The following is a 17790-nucleotide window of genomic DNA, read 5'->3' on the forward strand; positions in this document are numbered from 1 at the left end:
ACTAATTGTAATAGGGCCATCCCCACTTGGAGAAGGGAGCGGGCCATGGCAACCAACACGTCCCGCCGCGGATTCCTCGGCCTGGTCGGTGCGAGCGTTCTGGTGGCCGGCTGCGCCGAGAAGAAGCAGCTGTCCAAGGGTACGGCCGTGGCGGCCGACAAACTCAAGAGCCTGGTGCCCACGCGGATCCCGTTCGAGATCCCCGGGCTCAAGCCCGATCTGCCCGGTGCCGAGTTCGTCTCGCCCGGATTCCTGACCCGCCCGGCCACCATGGTGCAGGCCGTCACCACCAAGCCGCTGACCAGCGGCAAGGAGGTGACCGCGATGACTCCGCTGTGGGGCACGGTGCCGCCCGGCCTGGGCGGCAACTCCTACTACGACTACGTCAACGAGCGCCTCGGCGGCGTCGTGCGGTTCAACATCTCCGACGGCAACACCTACGGGCAGAAGCTCAGCACCCTGCTGGCCAGCGGCGACGTTCCCGAGATGCTGATGGTCCCGGGCTGGGAGCTCATCAAGATCGCCCACTTCACGGAGGCGGTCAACAAGCTCTTCACCGACCTCTCCCCCTACCTGGCCGGGGACAAGGCCAAGGAGTTCCCCCTGCTGGCCAACTACGACACCACGGCCTGGCAGTACGGTGTCTTCGGGGGCGTCCTGCAGGGCATCCCCTGGCAGAACGACCCATACTCGGTCGCCACCTTCGTCCGCCAGGACATCCTGAACGAGCTGGGCCTGCAGCAGCCCAAGAGCGGCGACGACCTGCTCGCGCTCGGCAAGGCCATCACCGACCCGAAGAAGAAGCGCTGGGCCTTCGGCGGCGGCATGGAGGAGGAGATGCAGCGGGCCTTCGGCGCGCCGCGCGAGTGGCGCAAGAAGAGCGACGGCACCCTCGAGTACAAGTACGAGACCGCCGAGTGGGCCGCCTCGATCGAGTTCATGGTCAAGCTCTTCGAGGCCGGGTGGGTGCACCCCGACATCGTCGCGAACAAGGACGCCGACAACAAAGCCATCTTCGGCAGCGGACAGATGGTCATCTACCGGGACGGGCCCGGCGCCTGGCACGAGGCCCTGGGCCGGTTCCAGGCCGACAACCCCAAGTTCGACATGCAGATCGTCGCCCCCTACCCGGCCAAGCCCGGCGGCAAGACCATCATGTGGCGCAACGAGCCCGCCGGCATGTTCGTCTTCATCAAGAAGGGCCTCGGCGACGCCCGCACCCGCGAACTGCTCGCCCTGTCCAACTGGTGCTCGGCGCCGTTCGGCACCCAGGAGTACGAGCTGGTCTTCAACGGCGTCGAGGGCAAGCACTACGACGTCAAGGACGGCAAGGTCGAGCAGACGGCGCTCGGGCGCAAGGAGGTCGCGCCCACGTACATGTTCCTGTCGGGGCGGCCGAACGCCAACGAGAAGAGCCAGTACAAGGGCCTGGTCCAGGCGCAGTACGACTGGCAGACGCAGGCCTCGAAGCTCCTGGACAACGACCCGTTCGTGGGGATCCGGGTGGAGACGCCCTCCAAGATGGCCGGGCTGGTGACGCCCACCCAGGACAAGATGCAGGAGATCTTCCGGGGCAAGCGGCCCGTCTCCGAGTGGCCGAAGATCGTCAAGGAGTGGCAGGAGCAGGGCGGGAACGAGGCGCGCGAGTTCTACATGAAGGTCGCGCGGGAGAACGGCAGGCTGTGACGTTGCGTACCGCAAGGGGCGCAAGGGGCTGGTCATGGGCGTGACGACAGCCAGGCGGACGGCCCGGCAGCCCCTGAGCGTCGCGGCCAAGCCCCAGGAACCGACCTGGCGGGCCAAGCTCCGGCGGGACTGGCCGCTGCTCGTGATGAACCTCCCGATGCTGCTGCTCGTCCTCGCCTTCTGGTGGATCCCGGCCCTGGGCAACGTCATCGCGTTCCAGGACTACAACCCGTACACCGGCGGGATCACCGGCAGCCCGATCATCGGCTTCACCAACTTCGCGCTGCTCTTCCAGGACCCGCAGTTCCTGCGCGCCATCGCCAACACCCTGTCCATCACGGCCTTCCAGCTCGTCTTCTACTTCCCCGTGCCGATCATGCTGGCGCTGCTGCTCAACAGCATCGTCTCGGCCAGGCTGAGGGCGTTCGTGCAGGGCGTGGTCTACATGCCGTTCTTCTTCTCCTGGGTGCTGGTCATCGCCATCTTCCAGCAGATGTTCGGCGGGGCGGGGCTGCTGGCCCAGATCCTGCGGGAGCAGGGCCACCAGGGCGTCGACTGGATGACGAGCTCCGACACGTTCATCCTGCTGATCACGTCCCAGACGGTCTGGAAGGACGCCGGCTGGGGCGCGATCATCTTCCTGGCCGCGCTCAGCACCATCGACCCCAACCTGTACGAGGCCGCCGCCGTCGACGGAGCCCGCCGGTGGCGTCGCATGTGGCACATCACGCTGCCCGGGCTGCGTCCGGTGATCGTGCTCCTGCTGATCCTGCGGCTCGGGGACGCGCTGAACGTCGGGTTCGAGCAGTTCATGCTCCAGCGCAGCGCCGTCGGCAGCGAGGCGTCCGAGGTCTTCGACACGTTCGTGTACTGGTCGGGCCTGCGTACCGGGGACCTGGGGTACGGGGCGGCGGCCGGGCTGTTCAAGGGCCTGGTCGGGCTGCTGCTCATCGTGGCGGCCAACCGGGTCGCGCACGCGTTCGGCGAGCGAGGGGTGTATTCGCGATCATGACCGTCCTCACCTCCCGGAAGCCCTCCCGGCTGGCGCCGTGGGAGGAGCGGCCCTCGCCGGTCGGCCGGCTCGGCAAGGGCTCGCTGATCACGCTGATCGTCGTGGTGGTCCTCGGCCCGCTCTACACCATCGTCCTGACCAGCCTCAGCTCGGCCGCCACGGTCAACCGCGCGGGCGGGCTGGTGCTGGTGCCGGAGGGGATCACGTTCGAGGCGTACGAGCAGATCTTCTCCGACACGGTCGTCAGCCGGGCCGTCCTGGTCAGCACGGGCGTCACGGTGATCGGGACCCTCATCAGCGCCGGCGTGAGCATCCTGGGCGCGTACTCCCTGTCGCGCCCAGGCTCGTTCCTCCACCGCCCGCTGCTGTTCAGCGTGCTGCTGATGTTCGTCTTCTTCCCTGGCATCATCCCGGTCTACCTGATGGTCAGCGGCCTGGGTCTGAAGGACAGCTACTGGTCGCTGATCCTCCCGACGGCCGTCTCGGCGTTCAACGTGGTGGTACTGCGCTCGTTCTTCATGAGCATCCCGGGAGAGGTCCTGGACAGCGCCCGCATCGACGGGGCCGGCGAGTTCCGCATCCTGTGGCGCATCGTCCTGCCCATGTCGAAGGCGGTCACGGCCGTCGTGGCGATGTTCTACGCGGTCGGCTACTGGAACGCCTGGTTCAACGCGATGCTCTACATCGACGACACGAGGAAGTGGCCGCTGGCGCTGATCCTGCGCCAGTACGTGGTGGACTCCAACCCCTTGCCCAGCGCCACGGCAGGCGTGACCGGCGACGCCCCGCCGACGCTCGCCATCAAGATGGCCATCGTGGTCATCGCCGTGATCCCTGCCTTGATCATCTATCCCTTCGTGCAACGCCACTTCACCAAGGGCGTGATCGTCGGCGCCGTCAAGGGCTGAACAGGGGGCGGGTGCCTCCCGAGCGGCCCCGGACAGGGCGAGCTAGACGTCTGTCCCGGAGGCGGTGTCGTCGGTCTTGCCGATCTGGTGCGAGCGCACCGCCTCCGTCGTGAGGGCTATCGCATCCCTGGTCTGCTCGTACGTGCGCTGGGCGATGGCGATGTACAGCACGTCCAGCACCGCCAGCTGGGCGTGCCGGGCCACGATCGTCTCGGTGCTGAAGCCCAGCTCGCGCACCCCGGTCGCGAGCACCAGCTCGGCCTCGTCGGCGAGCGGAGAGGCCAGGTCGTTGGTGACGGCGATCGTGGTCGCCCCGTGTGACCGGGCCTCCTTGACCACGTCGCACACCTCCTGCGTCCGTCCGGTGTGCGAGATGGCGACCACGGCGTCGCCGCGCCCCGTCAACGCGGCGCCGGTCAGCGCGACGTGCACATCCGTGTGGATCCACGCGTGCAGGCGGATCTGGTACAGCCGTTGATGGAACTCCACGGCCGTCGCCCCGCTGCCGCCGATGCCGTAGATCAGCACGCGGCGTGCGGCGACCAGCGCGCCGGCCGCCCGCTCGACGAGGGCCAGATCGAGGTTGGCGAGCGCCTCGGCGACGACATGCCCGATGTTGGCCGAGATGACGTTGGCGACATGGCGGATGTCGTCGCCCTTGGTCAGCTCCGTACCGATGTGAGCGGCCCAGGTGCCCCGGACGTCGGCCCGCCCGCTGTCGGAGGCCAGCGCGATCCGCAGCGCCGAATAGCCGTCCATGCCCAAGGCCCGGCACAACCGGGTTATCGTGCCTGTGGACACCCCGCACTGCTCCGCCAGCTCCACGATGGTCATCCGCGCCGCGGCCGCCGGATCGTCCAGCACCAGCTCGGCCAGCGACCGCTGAGCCTCCGGCATCGTGGGCAACATCTCGCGCATCCGCTGGATGACGTCGCCCCGCGGCGGATTGGATGACATAACAACTCCTCTCGATAGAGAAATTATTCTCCATCGAGCGCGCACGTCAACACACGATCAGCGTGGATCTCGTTTCTCCATCCTGGAACATCGAGCTATGAAGAAAAATTATCCACAGAAGCAAGGTGCTAGGCCCAGTTGGTGAAGCGGCGCAGGACGTACTCGACCGGTCCGTAGCGGTGCGTGCGCAGCCAGCGCGCGCTCAGCCAGAGCAGGACCGTGTAGATCGCCAGGGCCACGCCCATCACGGCGAGCGGCGACAGCTTGCCCGCCAGCGCCAGGCCGTACCCGGTGAAGACCAGGCAGCACAGCACCGACTGCCCGACGTAGTTGGAGGCCGCCACCCGCCCCGCGGGGGACAGCGCGCGCCCGGCGGCGGGGAAACGCCGGATCACCCGCAGCAGGGTCACCACGTACGCGGCGGCCAGCAGGATCGAGGTCACGGTGGATACCGCCATGCCGGCCAGTTCCCAGGTGCCCGACGCGCCTGCCGTCAGCGTGAGCAGGATCCCCCCGGGCAGGCCGAGGCCGAAGCCGATCCACTGGATGCGCGGCGCCAGCTGCCACCACCGCTCGGTCTCCTCCAGCAGCCTGGACCTGCCCGCCGCCAGCCCGAACAGGAACATGGCCAGCGCCATCGGCCCCTGGAAGATCCAGACCATCGCGACGAGCGGCGGGTACAGCTCCAGTTGCAGGGTCAGCACGTCGAGCGGGCTGCCGGTGGCCAGGGCCAGCGTGCGGGCCGCCGCCGCGGTGCCGGCCGCCGGAGCCTGGCCGGCCGTCGGGTCGAGGGCGGACAGCCACGCCAGCCCGGCCCACAGCAGGGCGAGCACGCCGACGATGACCGATCCGGTCACGACGGCGGTCTTCGGCCTGATGCCGCGCAGCGCGAGCAGGAGCAGGCCGAGCACGGCGTACAGGGTGAGGATGTCCCCGATCCACAGCAGGATCCCGTGTGCCAGGCCGATCACGAACAGGCCCAGGCATCTGCGCAGCGTCCTGGCCCGCACGCTCGCGCCGGCCCGCTCCGCCGAGCGCATCTGCAGCGTGAACGAGTAGCCGAACAGGAACGAGAAGATGATGTAGAACTTGGTCAGCACGAGGGTGGTGATGACGGTGGCCACGGGCCCGTCGGGGATGGGCATGGTGCCGTCGACCGCGTAGCCGGGGTCGGCGAAGAAGCCGATGTTGGCCACCAGGATGCCCGCGAGCGCGAACCCGCGCACCACGTCGATCTCGTGGACCCGGTTGGCGGGCGGCGTGCTCACTTGTGTCATGAGTCCGAAGCTACGGACGGCGCGCCTGCCCGGGCATCCGACCTTGGTCTGGCTCCGGGTGACTAAAGCAGCGCTACCGGAACCCCTTCTTGGGTCCGGCACCGATTCGGCAGGCCGTCGCACCGGTGCGGACGAAATGGTCGAACAATCGGCACTCGGCCTCATGACGTTCCGCGGGTGACTCGTGCATCTCGGCCAGTTCGGCCGCGTACGCGCGGACCAGGTCGTGCTGGGCGTACCGGCCGGGGGCGGATTCGGTGATCAGGTGCACGCGGTGGAGCTCCGCCAGCAGGGCGCGCGCCTGACGTACCGGCAGCCCGCACATGCCGGCCGCCGCCGGAACGTCGACGTCATGTTCCGGGTGCAGCCCCAGCAGCCGGAACATGCGGGCGGCCTGCGCCCCGAGGGTGCGGTAGGACCAGGAGAGCCTGGTCCGGACGTCGGCGAACGGATCCACGTTCGACAGCGCGTCCAGCCGGTTGCCGGTGCCGCACAGTTCGGCGGCGAGGTCGTCGAGGCTGAAGCCCGGATGGGTCGACGCGCGCGCCGCCGCGACGGCCAGCGCGAGCGGCAGTCCCGAGCACAGCGCGGCGATCTTGTGCACGGCCTCGGGCGCCGCCGCCACGCGGGCGGGGCCCAGTCGCCGGGCCAGCAGTCCCAGAGCGTCCTGGGCCGGCAGCGGGTCGAGGACGATCGGGGCGGCGCCCCCGGCGACCAGGCCGGTCAGCTGGTCACGGCTGGTCACGACGACGAGGCAGCCCGCTGTGCCGGGGAGCAGCGGCCGGATCTGGCCGGCGGCGCGGGCGTTGTCGAGGACGATCAGCAGCCGCCTGCCGTTCACCGTACCGCGGAACAGCGCGGCCCGGGCGTCCGTACTGGTGGGGATCTGGTGCGCGGGAACGCCCAGCGCGTCGAGAAAGCCCCGGATCGCCTCGGCGGGGTCGGCCGGCTGCGCGCTCGGCTCGAACCCGCGCAGGTTCGCGTACAACTGGCCGTCGGGGAAGCGGTCCGCGACGCGGTGCGCCCAGTGCACGGCCAGCGCGCTCTTCCCGATCCCGGCGCCCCCGAGGACGGCCACCACCTGGGGGCCCGCGGCCGGTTCGCCCACCGCGAGCAGGCCGTCCAGTTCGCGGATCTCCTTCCCCCGGCCGGCCAAGCGCGCGGTGTCGGAGGGGAGCTGGCCCAGCACCGTCGTCGCGCGCGGCGGCCCGCTCGCTCCGGCTCCGGACGCCCGGGGCGCCGATCGGGCAGGCATCCTGAGCGCCGCCCTGATCAGGCGCGCCTCCTCCGTGGCGTCCAGGCCCAGCGCCTCGACCAGCACGGAGATGGATCTGCCGCGCGGACGACGCAGCTCTCCGGCTTCCAGCCGACGGATGGTACGGGCGTTCAGTCCCGTCCGGTGGGCCAGTTCGTCCTGTGTCAGCAGTGCCTGCTCGCGCCAGGTTCGGATCAGCGTTGCGAGAGACGGGCCGTCGCCCTGTGCCGGCTTCATGCGCGCAATCCCTCCGTGACCATGCGGCTCGCAGATCGGTCACCACAAGCCGACCCTTCGTGTAAGAAAATTTTTCGCTATTCAATACCACGGACACTGTGAAACTGGATCGGTGCCACTGTCAAGAGGCATCATCCGCTGGAGCAGCGCATGGCTCAGCGATATTGCGTTGACAGCCCAACTTCAGCGAAGAATTATTTATCGCGACAGAGGAGTCAGCTGGACCACCCGACGTGAGTGGCCGGCACAGGGGAAAGGGCAGCAGAGGGCGGCACCGGTTCGACAACCTCACGCTCAACGCGGACGACAACCTGGCCGAGGGCAGGCCGGGCGAACCGCCCGCTACGTCAGGGTGAATCCTTTTCGGGGGTGGAGGCCTCTTATGAGGTGATGGCCACACCGGTGAAGGAGATGGATATGGGTGCCGACCGCTCCTGGGCGAGCGCGCAGCTCATCAGGGCCGCGCAGGACGGTGATCGCGAGTCGCTCGCCGCGGTGATCCATGGCGCCCATTCCCATGTACGGCGCTTCGCGGAGCACCTTTGCGCGTCCCCGCAGGACGCCGAGGACGCCGCGCAGGAAGCGCTGATCATCCTCTACCGGAAGATCGGCTCGCTGCGCGCCACCGGGGCGCTGGCGTCATGGATGTTCAGAATCGTCCGGAACGAGTGCCTGCGCCGCGCTCGCGTGCTGTTCGAGCGCCCGGACGAGGTCGAGGCCGGCCTGGCGACGTCGGCCGAGGACGAGGCCATCCAGCGCCTGGAGGCCGAGCTCGTCGCGCAGGCGATCCAGGAGTTGCCGGACGTCCAGCGCAGAGTGTTGATCATGCGGGACGTGCTGGGCTACCCGGGGTGGAGAGTCGCGGAGGCGCTCGGCTTGAGCACCGCCGCGATGAAGTCCCACCTGCACCGGGGCCGCGCCAGGCTCCGGCTCAACCTGAGCGGCACGTCCGGAACCGCCGGCGCCTGACTGCGCGGCCGCATTTCCACCACCCGAGTCAGAAGGGGAAGTTTCGCCATGCTCGAAACCGGATCGTCCGCACCCGACGTGGTGCTGGAGGACACCGACGGCCGGTCCGTCCGTTTGTCCGACCACCAGGGCAAGAGTGCCGTGCTGATCTATTTCATGCGGTCGACGTCGTGCCCGGTCTGCAACCGGCACGTCCAGGACCTCGCCCGGCGCCGCGACGAGTTCGCGGGTAACGGCGTTCAGGTGTTCGTCGCGGTGCCTGAGGACCGCCAGGAAGCGGCCGCGTGGAAGGCCAGGCGCCAGGTCCCGTTCCCCGTCCTCACAGGCCGCCGGGGCACCCCGCACGAGACGATCGGCCTGAGCAGGAAGGTCTTCGGCTCCCTGCAGCAGTCGGGCAGCATCCTCGTCGACTCCCAGGGCATCGTCCGCCACGCCCACGGCGCCACCATGCCGACCGGCGGCTACGACAAGAAGGGGATCAACGCGGCCATCCAGGGTCTCCGCGGCCGGTCCGCGACTTGACCTCAACTGTGGTTGAGGTCACAGAATCGCTGGCGGCGGGCGACGCGGCCGGATGGGCCGGCCGGTACGCGCCCGCATGTCCCGCATCGCATCCCATCTCAACCATGGAGGACTTTCATGACCAAAGTCGTCGTCATCGGCGCGACCGGCAGGCAGGGCGGCGCCGTAGCCGACCTGCTCCTGCAGCGTGGCCACGAGGTGGTCGCGTACGTGCGCTCGGAGGAGTCGCCGGCCGCGAAGGCGCTGTCGGCCCAGGGCGCGGGGCTCGCCACCGGCGACCTCGCCGACCCCGACGCGCTCCGGCGGGCCTGCACGGGCGCCGGCGCGGTTTTCGGCCTGTCGGTGCCGTTCGGCGAGGGCGGCAAGGATGAGGAGGTCGCGCAGGGACGCCTGCTCGTCGACACCGTCGCTCGCCTCGACGCCCACCTGGTGTACTCCTCCGTACGGGGCGGCGACCGGCTGGAGGCCACCAGCATCGACCACGCCGACAGCAAGCAGCTCATCGAGGCGCACCTGCGCGAGCAGCCGGTGCGCGCGACGGTGCTCGGCCCCGTCTACTTCATGGAGAACGCGCTCAACCTCGGTTTCAGCCGGCTCGGCGACGGCGTGCTCGCCAACCCGCTGACTCCCGGCAAGCCGCTCGACCAGGTGAGCGTCCTGGACATCGCCGGCCTGGCCGTACATGCCATCGAGAACCCCGACCAGTTCGTCGGCGAGCGGATCGACATCGCCTCCGACCGCGTCACCGGGCAGGAGGCGGCCCGGATCCTGAGCGAGGTGCTCGGCCGGGAGATCCCCTACCAGCAGCTGCCGCTGGACATGGTGCGGCAGTGGGCCGGTGACGAGGTGGCCACGATGTTCGAGAGCTTCGAGAACAACACCGATTTCCTCGACATCGAGACCCTGCACGCCAGATACCCCGCCGTGCGCTGGCACAGCTACGCCGAGTGGGCCAAGACGGTCGACTGGGACAGAGCCCTCGCCGGCTAGCCGACCGCCTCAGGCGGCGGGGAGGGGGTCCTGGCCAATCGGTGGTCGGCCAGGGCTCGATCGGCACGCTGGTACGCAGGACCAGGGCGAAGACCGTGGACGTGTCCCAGTGCTCGATGATCGCCCGGACCTGGGGATACCGGCCCTCGATCGCTTTCAGAGTCAGAGCGCGCAGCTCGGCCCCCGTCATCGCGCGAACGCGGCGAATGACCACAGAACACGAAAACCTGGCCACCTCGGGCGGCCAGGTCCATTTTCGTGAGGAAGCAGGAGCGAGACCCCTGCCGATCCAACCCTCACTCAGCGGCGACGGCGGTTGGAACGACTGCTGCTGTCGCTGTTGATCTTCTTCTTCGGCCCCAGTCGATTCGGCCCGGGAGGCTCGAGGACCAGAGGCAGGACCCTTGCAGCAGACATGTAACGCGGGAAGATCATGGTTTCGCTCCTTTCGAGAATGCGGTGGAGCGGTTGAGGGATTGGAGCGCACATCCCACTACCAGCTATTCGGACATACCCCCGTTACAGCCACGTTACCTCGCATATCATTCCCGAGCTCTGACCTGTCCGATTCAAGGGGCCTCGAGCCCTTGACAAGCATCCGGATATCCCGCCCAGCAAGGGCTGTGGACTGGCTGACCTGCGGAGGTACAGATTCAGGAGATCGTTCCTGACTTCCGTCAGCCGAACTCGGCCGCGTGGTCGATGGCCCACTTCGCGAACGTGCCCGCCGGTCGGCGACCTCCCGGCCGAGGTTGCCGGTCGCGGCTGTGACCAGGACCGATGGACTGTGACGAGCGCCCGGGGGGCGCGTGGTGTCAGACACGCACCGTTGAGCTGACCGGAAGGGGGCGCCGGCTGGAACCCTGACGCGCGGCGCCCCCTGGCGGACTGGCTGTTATGCCGGGGTGCAGGTGAGGGTGGCGGGTGGGGTGTTGGTGCCGGTGTAGGTGCCCGTGAAGCCGAACGACGTCGTCCCGTTAGGTGCCAGGGTGCCGTTGTAGCCGGCGTTCACGACGCTCACGTTGGCGCCGGTCTGGGTCGGGGTGCCGCTCCAGAGTTGGCTGATCTTCTGGTCTCCCGGCCAGGTCCAGGCGACCTTCCAGCCCGTGATCTGCGCCGCGCCCGTGTTCTTGACGGTGACCTCCGCCTGGAAGCCGCCCGACCACTCGTTCACGCCCTTGTACGTCGCCGCGCAGCCCGACCCCGTGGTGGGCGTGACGGTCGGGGTCACGGTAGGCGTCACAGTAGGCGTCACGGTGGGGGTCACCGTCGGGGTCGGGGTGGGCGTGACGGTGACCGGCGGGCCGGTGCGGTCGCCGTACAGGATGCCTCGGCCGTTGGTGCCCAAGTAGACGCGTCCGTACACCCTGGGGTCACCCGTCAGGGCCTCGCCCATGTTGCCCCACTGGTGCTTGTCGTCGTTGATGCGGACCCAGCTCGCGCCGGCGTCGTCCGAGCGGTACAGGCCCGTGACCCCGCCGATCGTGGCGACCGCGAAGACGGCCATGTACGTGCCGCCGGGCGCCGCCTTGCCGAAGCCGACGTTCACCGAACCGGTGACGCCCGGCAGCTTCGTGAAGGACGCGCCGCTGTCCGTGGAGTGCCACAGGCCGCCGTCGCCGGCCAGCCACAGGTCGCCCTCCTTGCCCGGCACCGCCTTGATCTTGCCGCTGGTGGGCAGGCCGGAGGCGGCGGTGGCGGTGAAGGTCGCGCCGCCGTTGGTGCTGACGTAGAGCCGCCCGCCGGACAAGCCGTAGAACTTCGTCGCGTTGACGCGGTCCGACTCCACGACCGCGCCCGTGGGCAGGCCGGACGCCTGCTGCCAGGAGTTGCCGTACCCCACCGAGTAGACCGGGGTGACGTTCTTGGGGGCCCAGACGAAGCGGGAGCCATCGGCGGCGGCGGCCACCGTGCCGCCCTCGTCGATGCCGCCCGGCTCCGTGCCCTGGAACCAGTTCGCGCCGCCGTCTGTGGAGAAGGCCACGTGGCTGTCGTTCGGGCGGTCGGAGTCCTTGAAGTTGCCCGCCCGGACCATGATCGACGGGGATTTCTCCGCGTAGTCCAGGCTGGTGGTCGAGGTGAAGATCGGGGCCGTGAACATCATCGACGGTACGGCGTCCAGGTTCGTGTGGCGGAAGCCGCCGATGTCGCCCAGGGCGCTGACCAGGGACGCGCCGCTCGGCGGGCTGATCAGGTCCAGGACGGCCGTCTCCTCCAGGCCCTTGGCCATGGGCTTGATGGTGAACTGGGTGCCCGAGTCCCACTTGGCCAGGTCCTCGGTGCCGTAGATCGTCGCGCCGGTGCCGTACATCATCCTGTTTGAGTCGAGCGGGTCGATCTCCAGGGACTCCGTCATCCAGCCGAGTTTCGGCGTGACCTCAGGGAGCTGCGGGTTGGTGCCGAACGTCAGCCACGGGTTCTCCGTGATGTCCTGCTTGTAGCGGAAGCTGCGGTTCGGGTACGAGGTCCAGTCCCACACGCGGGTCCAGGTCGCGCCGGAGTCCGTGGACCGGAAGAAGATCACGTCCGGCCACCAGGAGATCTGCGTGGCCACCATGATCGTGCCCGGCTTCTGCCGGTCGACGGTCAGGCCGCTGTAGCCGAAGTAGTCGTCGGAGCTGGACGACGGGATGGGGCTGATCTGGGTCCAGGTGCCGGTGGCGGTGGCGTAGCGCCACACGTCGCCCTTGGCGCCGTCGTACGGGCCGCCGGTGTCGCTCGTCGCGATGTAGAGGTAGCCGTTGACGGTGTCCAGCACGCCCTTGTGGGCGAGGTAGCCGGTCGGCTGGCCGGCCACCCGCGACCAGGTGACGCCCGCGTCGGTGGTGCGGTAGACGCTGTTCTCCTTGTCGGCGACGCCCACGTAGATGGTCTTGGTGGCGGTGCCCTTGGTGGACGAGCGCGGGTCGTAGGTCACCCAGACCACGCCCGGCTTGTGGCTCAGGTAGCCGTTGGGGTCGCTCGGGTCCTGGGCGTAGTTGCCGGCGTTCGGGAAGCTGGCCACCTTCGCCCAGGTCGCGCCGTAGTCGGTGCTGCGCCACAGCCCGTTGCCGTTGGGGGCGCCGAAGTAGAGGACGCTGTTGTTGTTCGGGTCGACCGACAGCGCCTCGCCCATGCCCCGGCCGGGCATGTTCCCGCCCAGTTTGAAGGGCAGCGGCGTGACCTGCCAGTTGTCGCCCTTGTCCGTCGAGCGCAGGATCGCCCCGTTGTTGGGGTCCCAGCTGTTGGTGTACATGCCGACGGCGGCGTACACGCGGTTGGTCTGCACGGGGTCGGTGGCGAGGCTGATCACGCCGTTGTAGCCCCACTTGTCCCAGCCGGCCCAGTCGAGCAAGGGGGTCCAGGACTTGGTGGACTGGTTCCACCGGTACGCCCCGCCGATGTCGGTGCGGGCGTAGATGAGGTTCTTCTCGGTGGGGTTGAAGATGATGCCGGGTACGAAGCCGCCACCGTCGATCCTGACGTTCTTGTACGCGTACGGATCCGAGGCGACGGCCGAGACCGGGGACATCCGCACGATCGCCGCCACGAGCAGGACGGCGGCGACCGTGAACATGACCGATAATCTTCTTCGCATGCGCGGCTCTCCCTTTCCAGGCACGCCAGCAGGCGCCCCAAAGGCTTCAGATGACCGCCATGCACGAGCAGAGTGCAGGACCCTGACCGTCACCGCGCCTTCGCGCATGAGCTCCATCAGAAGGCTCACACACGGGCGCGCCGACGGTCAATAGTTTGGACGTACAACGAATTAAAGGGTTCGCACCCGGCTGAGCACGCGCTCGCCCCTCGCCGCCCACAGCGCGATCGCGATGTAGAGGACCTGCTCGGGGATCCGCTCCCAGAGCGGCGTCACGTCCTGGCCGGCGAGCGCGGCGTACACGTTCGCCGGCAACAGGCCCACGAAGAGCAGCGCCAGGCAGATCCCGGCGGCCCCGCGGGTCCTTTCGAGCACGAGCCCGGCCGCCCCGGCCAGCTCCAGCACGCCGGTCAGGTAGACCACCAGGGACGGGAACGGCACGAACGGCGGCACCATGGCCACCATGTCGGCGTGGGTGGGCATGAAGGTCACGCCGGCCGGGACGAAGTGCGCGCTGGCCGTCACCACCAGCATGACGGCCAGCCCATGAGCCGCGCTCACCCTCCAGGTGCCGAACCGCCCGGCCCTGGACAGCCGGAACGCCAGCGTGGCCACCAGCAGCACGATCACGATCACGGAAGCCTCCATTGGATAGCAGTGATTTCGATAACACTACTATCCAATGGATTCATCCCGCTATCTGATTCTTCGGCGGCGCGGAGATGCCTGCCCGGGAGCCCCAGCCCCGGTAGCGGGTCTCGGTGCTGAACCGGCCGTCGCCGACCTCGACGCCCTCCGCGACGTGCGAGGCCGCCGGATGCGAGGTGACGAGCCTGCTGGGCAGGCCGTCAGGCCCCAGCGTGAGCTGGTACGTGACGACCGTCTTCTCCTTCGAGCTGAACGGCACGGAGAGCCGGAACCACGGCGACACCTTCGCGAGCGCGCTGTAGGTGATCTTCCCGGAGTACGTCCGGCCCTGCTTCTTGCCCTTGAGGAGGGCCTTCAGGGTCGCCGGCTCGGCCGGGTTGACGACCTGCGAGAACGTGCCGAGCCAGCCGCCCGTCATGCAGATGACGTCCTTGGCCCATTTCTTGCCGTCGGGGACCTCGCCGAACATGGGGTTGGTGGAGTAGCTCCTGCCGCCTACCATGATCGTCCGCCCGGACTTCAGGGTGTACATGTGGTCGAAGATGCCGCCCTGATACCGGGTGTAGTCGGCGGTGATGTCCGACGCGGCGATCCCGGACCTGCCGAACTGCAACGTTCCAGTGCGCTTGAGGAACGTCACCTTCTCCGAGTCCTGGAGCAAGGAGGTGACGTCCGTGAACTTCACCCCCTTTCCGGCCACCAGCTTCGCCTTGAGCGCCCTGACCGGATCGGCCGGAGCCGCCTCGGCGGGAGTGGCGGCCACGAGCATGGCCATGGCCGCCACGAGTGCACCTGCGATCGTCCTCTTCACGAAGATTCCTTTCGATGAGGGGACCGCAGATTCTGCCGAACCTTGATCACGACCTGGTCAACGCGAAGTCCTTGATCCGCAGGTCGCCCTTGAACACGAGGTAGAGGCTCCCGCCGCCCGCCTTGACCGTGGCAGTCGCCGTACCCCACTGGTAGACGCCGCCCGTGGCGGGCACCTGGACGGTGCCCAGCAGGGCGCCGGTCGGCGAGCCGGAGCGCAGCTCCAGCGAGCCGCCGCTCACCGAGGACACGCCGGCCGTGAAGCGGGTGCCGGAGGAGGCGCCGGTGAAGGAGATCCAGTCCCCCGCCGACCCCTCCACGGCGTCGCCGCCGGCCTTGGTCTCGTCCGCGAACGCCACGCCCGCGTAGTCGTCGAAGTCCATCGCCCGCGTGGTCTTCGTCAGGTCACGCACGGGGATGGTCTCGCCGGACACCCGCAGCGTGGTGGACTGGCGGATCCGGTCGGACGCCGAGCCGACGAGGAGGTCGTGGGTGGCGCTCTCCACGGCCCACTTGCCCCGGGTGTAGTCCCAGACCGCCAGGTCGGACTTCTTCAGGGTGAAGGTCACCGTACGGGTCTCGCCCGGGTTCAGCGTGATCCGCTGGAAGCCGCGCAACTGCTTGACCGGCTGCTTGAAGCGGGAGTCGCGCTGGTGGGTGTAGAGCTGGACCACCTCGTCGCCCTTGACCTTGCCGGTGTTGGTGACCTTGACGCTCACCTTGTCGCCCTGGACGGTCAGCCCCTGGTAGCCGAACGTGGTGTAGCTCAGGCCGTGCCCGAAGGCGTAGAGCGGCTTGTCCTTGCCGTACAGGTACGTCATCCCGGTCTTGGCCAGGTCGTAGTCGTAGATGTCCGGCAGGCCGTCGCCGGCGGGCCAGGTCTGGGTGAGCCGGCCGGCCGGGTTGACGGCGCCGAAGAGCACGTCGGCGACGGCGTGGCCGGTCTCCGCGCCCGCGTGGGTGGTCCACAGCAGGTTCGGGGCGTCCACGACGACCGGGTAGCTGGTCTCCAGGACGACGACGGTGCGCGGGTTCGCCTTGCGCACGGCCTCGATCAGCCGCCGCTGCCCGGCGCCGAGCTGCAGGTTGGCGCGGTCGTGGAACTCGCGCCCGGCCACGAACGGGTGGCTGCCCACCACCACGACCGCGACCTCGGCCTTGGCGGCCTGCGCGGCGGCCGCGGCGACGCCGTCCGAGACGACCTCCTTGCCGAACCTGGCCGCCTGCGCCTTGGGCGCCAGACCGAGCGTGCCGTCGGCGGCGACGGTCACGTACGGGTCGGGCAGGGCGTACCAGCCCTCGACGGTCTCGTAGCCGGCGTACCTGATCAGGTAGCTGCCGTCGGACTGCTCCCGCTCAAGCTCGAATTGCTGCTGCACGTACCAGCCGTCGGGGTCGGCGTCGTCGGTGTCGAGCGAGCGCCAGTCGCCGCCGAGCAGCTTGCCGTTGCCCGCGTTGCGCAGCGTGGACACGCCGCCGGTCCAGTCGGTCAGGTCCCACTGGGAGGCCGCGGTGGGCGCCGTGTCGGTCAGGGCGGCGTTGTCGTCGGGCCCGGTGCCGGTGGCGGTGAGGTACTTGCCGGAGCCGAGGTGCTTGAGGGCGATCCGCTCCAGGCCCGCGCCGGTGCTGACGTCGCCGACGCGCTCCTTGATCCCGTCCACGGGTGTGACCTGGTACGGCGCCTTGCCCCCGTACCAGTCGCGGTAGAGCGTCCCGGCCAGCGGGCCGACCACGGCCGCCGACTTCGGTGCCTTGAACGGCAGGGCGCCGGAGTTCCGCAGCAGCACCGCCGCCCGGCCCGCGGCCTCCCGGTTGAGCTTCTGGTTGGCCGGGCTGTTGATCACGTCCTTGGTGATCTTCTTGTACGGCCCGCCGTCCGGGTCGAAGTGCCCCAGCCGCGTCCGGATGGTCAGGACGTTCCGCACAGACCGGTCGACGTCGGCCACGGTGATGAGCCCCTGGCCGAGCGCGGCCGTGAGCTGCTCGATCATCGGCCCGGCGTCGCTGTTGTCGATGGTGTAGCTGTCGAGCCCCGCCTTGAGCACCGCGGCGAACGCCTCGGGCTTGTTGTCGTAGTACTTCTCCAGCTCCGTCAGCGCGTACGGCCCCCAGGCGTCGCTGACGTTGTAGAGCGTCTTGTCCGTCCACGACCTGACCGTGGTGGCGAGGTCGGGGTTGACGTGGTTGGGCCGCCCGTTGACCAGGTTGTACGACGCCATGACCCCGGTCGCGGCGTCGGCCGAGACGGCCGCCTTGAACGCCTGCTCGTAGTACTCGTGCTTGAGCTTCGGCGTCAGGTTGGAGGAGCTGGTGCCCCGGTTGGTCTCGTTGTTGTAGGCCAGGTAGTGCTTCAGCACGGGCGCGGCCTTCAGGTAGACGGGGTCGTCACCCTGCAGGCCCTTGCCGTAGGCGGTGGAGATGGCCCCGGTCAGCAGGGGGTCCTCCGAGTAGCCCTCCTCGTTGCGGCCCGCCCGCGGGTCCCGCAGCAGGTCCACGACGGGGGCCCACACCTGCAGGCCCCACAGGGTCGGGTCCGCGTCGTTGTACCCGCGCACCTCGTCGCCGACGGCCGAGCCGACCCGCTTGATCAGCTCGGGGTCCCATGTGCTGGCCAGCCCCACGGCCTGTGGGAACACGGTGCCGGCGGCGAACTTCTGGTTCCAGTTGTCGTTGAGGTCGTTGGACCAGCCGACGCCGTGCAGCGCCTCGGTGCCGTTCTTGTGGTACGCGATGCCCAGCCGCGGGATGGCCGCCTGCGACTGGTGCAGCAGGCCCAGCTTCTCCTGGAGCGTGAGCCGGCCGAGCAGGTCGTCGACCCGCTGCTCCACCGGCAGGGCCGGGTTCTGGAACGGGAGGCCGGCGGCCTGCGCAGGGGGTGCGGCGAGCAACGAGGCCGCCAGCGTGAGGGTGGCTAATAACGGGATCTTTCGCATCAATGGTTC

Annotated in this window: 13 protein-coding genes; 6 read left to right on the forward strand and 7 right to left on the reverse strand. The window is 69.0% G+C overall.

Annotated features, from left to right (window positions below; all coding sequences use genetic code 11):
- The first annotated feature begins 45 nt into the window (after positions 1 to 45).
- From ACIBQ1_RS17470 to ACIBQ1_RS17480, 3 genes are read left to right on the forward strand one after another with little or no spacing between them, the layout of a single operon-like run.
- The gene (locus ACIBQ1_RS17470; protein ID WP_397278567.1) at positions 46 to 1686 is read left to right on the forward strand and encodes an extracellular solute-binding protein; all 1641 of its coding nucleotides are present in this window, start codon (positions 46 to 48) and stop codon (positions 1684 to 1686) included.
- 34 nt (positions 1687 to 1720) lie between these two features.
- Positions 1721 to 2698: an ABC transporter permease gene (locus ACIBQ1_RS17475; RefSeq protein ID WP_397278568.1), complete on the forward strand. Its 978-nt coding sequence runs from the start codon at positions 1721 to 1723 to the stop codon at positions 2696 to 2698.
- The gene (locus ACIBQ1_RS17480) at positions 2695 to 3606 is read left to right on the forward strand and encodes a carbohydrate ABC transporter permease (RefSeq protein WP_397278570.1); all 912 of its coding nucleotides are present in this window, start codon (positions 2695 to 2697) and stop codon (positions 3604 to 3606) included. Before ACIBQ1_RS17475 ends, ACIBQ1_RS17480 begins: the two co-directional genes overlap by 4 nt.
- Before the next feature lie 42 nt (positions 3607 to 3648).
- Here the strand turns inward: ACIBQ1_RS17480 and ACIBQ1_RS17485 are convergent, their stop codons facing one another.
- From ACIBQ1_RS17485 to ACIBQ1_RS17495, 3 genes are all read right to left on the reverse strand, one after another.
- Positions 3649 to 4563, reverse strand: coding sequence for a MurR/RpiR family transcriptional regulator (locus ACIBQ1_RS17485; protein ID WP_397278572.1), 915 nt, complete (start codon positions 4561 to 4563; stop codon positions 3649 to 3651).
- 128 nt (positions 4564 to 4691) lie between these two features.
- Positions 4692 to 5840, reverse strand: a complete 1149-nt coding sequence (locus ACIBQ1_RS17490) for a DUF418 domain-containing protein (protein WP_397278574.1) — start codon at positions 5838 to 5840, stop codon at positions 4692 to 4694.
- A 73-nt stretch (positions 5841 to 5913) separates the two neighbouring features.
- The gene (locus ACIBQ1_RS17495) at positions 5914 to 7332 is read right to left on the reverse strand and encodes an NB-ARC domain-containing protein (RefSeq protein WP_397278576.1); all 1419 of its coding nucleotides are present in this window, start codon (positions 7330 to 7332) and stop codon (positions 5914 to 5916) included.
- A gap of 417 nt (positions 7333 to 7749) precedes the next feature.
- Here ACIBQ1_RS17495 and ACIBQ1_RS17500 point away from each other — a divergent pair, with 417 nt between their 5' ends.
- From ACIBQ1_RS17500 to ACIBQ1_RS17510, 3 genes are all read left to right on the forward strand, one after another.
- Positions 7750 to 8301 carry an RNA polymerase sigma factor gene (locus ACIBQ1_RS17500; RefSeq protein WP_397278578.1) on the forward strand — a complete coding sequence of 184 codons (552 nt, stop codon included), beginning with the start codon at positions 7750 to 7752 and terminating at the stop codon, positions 8299 to 8301.
- Between the two features lie 48 nt (positions 8302 to 8349).
- Positions 8350 to 8823, forward strand: a complete 474-nt coding sequence (locus ACIBQ1_RS17505; RefSeq protein ID WP_397278580.1) for a peroxiredoxin family protein — start codon at positions 8350 to 8352, stop codon at positions 8821 to 8823.
- A gap of 117 nt (positions 8824 to 8940) precedes the next feature.
- The gene (locus tag ACIBQ1_RS17510; protein ID WP_397278582.1) at positions 8941 to 9813 is read left to right on the forward strand and encodes an NmrA/HSCARG family protein; all 873 of its coding nucleotides are present in this window, start codon (positions 8941 to 8943) and stop codon (positions 9811 to 9813) included.
- 895 nt (positions 9814 to 10708) lie between these two features.
- On the opposite strand, the gene ACIBQ1_RS17515 is transcribed toward ACIBQ1_RS17510, so the two are convergent.
- From ACIBQ1_RS17515 to ACIBQ1_RS17530, 4 genes are all read right to left on the reverse strand, one after another.
- Complete coding sequence (locus ACIBQ1_RS17515; protein WP_397278584.1) at positions 10709 to 13390, reverse strand: cellulose binding domain-containing protein; 2682 nt, start codon at positions 13388 to 13390, stop codon at positions 10709 to 10711.
- 171 nt (positions 13391 to 13561) lie between these two features.
- The gene (locus ACIBQ1_RS17520) at positions 13562 to 14026 is read right to left on the reverse strand and encodes a hypothetical protein (protein WP_397278586.1); all 465 of its coding nucleotides are present in this window, start codon (positions 14024 to 14026) and stop codon (positions 13562 to 13564) included.
- A 52-nt stretch (positions 14027 to 14078) separates the two neighbouring features.
- The gene (locus tag ACIBQ1_RS17525; protein WP_397278588.1) at positions 14079 to 14849 is read right to left on the reverse strand and encodes a hypothetical protein; all 771 of its coding nucleotides are present in this window, start codon (positions 14847 to 14849) and stop codon (positions 14079 to 14081) included.
- 46 nt (positions 14850 to 14895) lie between these two features.
- The gene (locus tag ACIBQ1_RS17530; RefSeq protein WP_397278590.1) at positions 14896 to 17781 is read right to left on the reverse strand and encodes a glycoside hydrolase family 3 C-terminal domain-containing protein; all 2886 of its coding nucleotides are present in this window, start codon (positions 17779 to 17781) and stop codon (positions 14896 to 14898) included.
- Positions 17782 to 17790 lie beyond the last annotated feature (9 nt).

It is taken from the genome of Nonomuraea sp. NPDC050153 (assembly GCF_044460125.1).
Taxonomy (GTDB): domain Bacteria; phylum Actinomycetota; class Actinomycetes; order Streptosporangiales; family Streptosporangiaceae; genus Nonomuraea.

Bases quoted from the DNA above. Each gene is read 5' to 3' on its own strand.
- ACIBQ1_RS17470 (WP_397278567.1), top strand. From the start codon at position 46: ATGGCAACCAACACGTCCCGCCGCGGATTCCTCGGCCTGGTCGGTGCG.
- ACIBQ1_RS17475 (WP_397278568.1), top strand. From the start codon at position 1,721: ATGGGCGTGACGACAGCCAGGCGGACGGCCCGGCAGCCCCTGAGCGTC.
- ACIBQ1_RS17480 (WP_397278570.1), top strand. From the start codon at position 2,695: ATGACCGTCCTCACCTCCCGGAAGCCCTCCCGGCTGGCGCCGTGGGAG.
- ACIBQ1_RS17485 (WP_397278572.1), bottom strand. From the start codon at position 4,563: ATGTCATCCAATCCGCCGCGGGGCGACGTCATCCAGCGGATGCGCGAG.
- ACIBQ1_RS17490 (WP_397278574.1), bottom strand. From the start codon at position 5,840: ATGACACAAGTGAGCACGCCGCCCGCCAACCGGGTCCACGAGATCGAC.
- ACIBQ1_RS17495 (WP_397278576.1), bottom strand. From the start codon at position 7,332: ATGAAGCCGGCACAGGGCGACGGCCCGTCTCTCGCAACGCTGATCCGA.
- ACIBQ1_RS17500 (WP_397278578.1), top strand. From the start codon at position 7,750: ATGGGTGCCGACCGCTCCTGGGCGAGCGCGCAGCTCATCAGGGCCGCG.
- ACIBQ1_RS17505 (WP_397278580.1), top strand. From the start codon at position 8,350: ATGCTCGAAACCGGATCGTCCGCACCCGACGTGGTGCTGGAGGACACC.
- ACIBQ1_RS17510 (WP_397278582.1), top strand. From the start codon at position 8,941: ATGACCAAAGTCGTCGTCATCGGCGCGACCGGCAGGCAGGGCGGCGCC.
- ACIBQ1_RS17515 (WP_397278584.1), bottom strand. From the start codon at position 13,390: ATGCGAAGAAGATTATCGGTCATGTTCACGGTCGCCGCCGTCCTGCTC.
- ACIBQ1_RS17530 (WP_397278590.1), bottom strand. From the start codon at position 17,781: ATGCGAAAGATCCCGTTATTAGCCACCCTCACGCTGGCGGCCTCGTTG.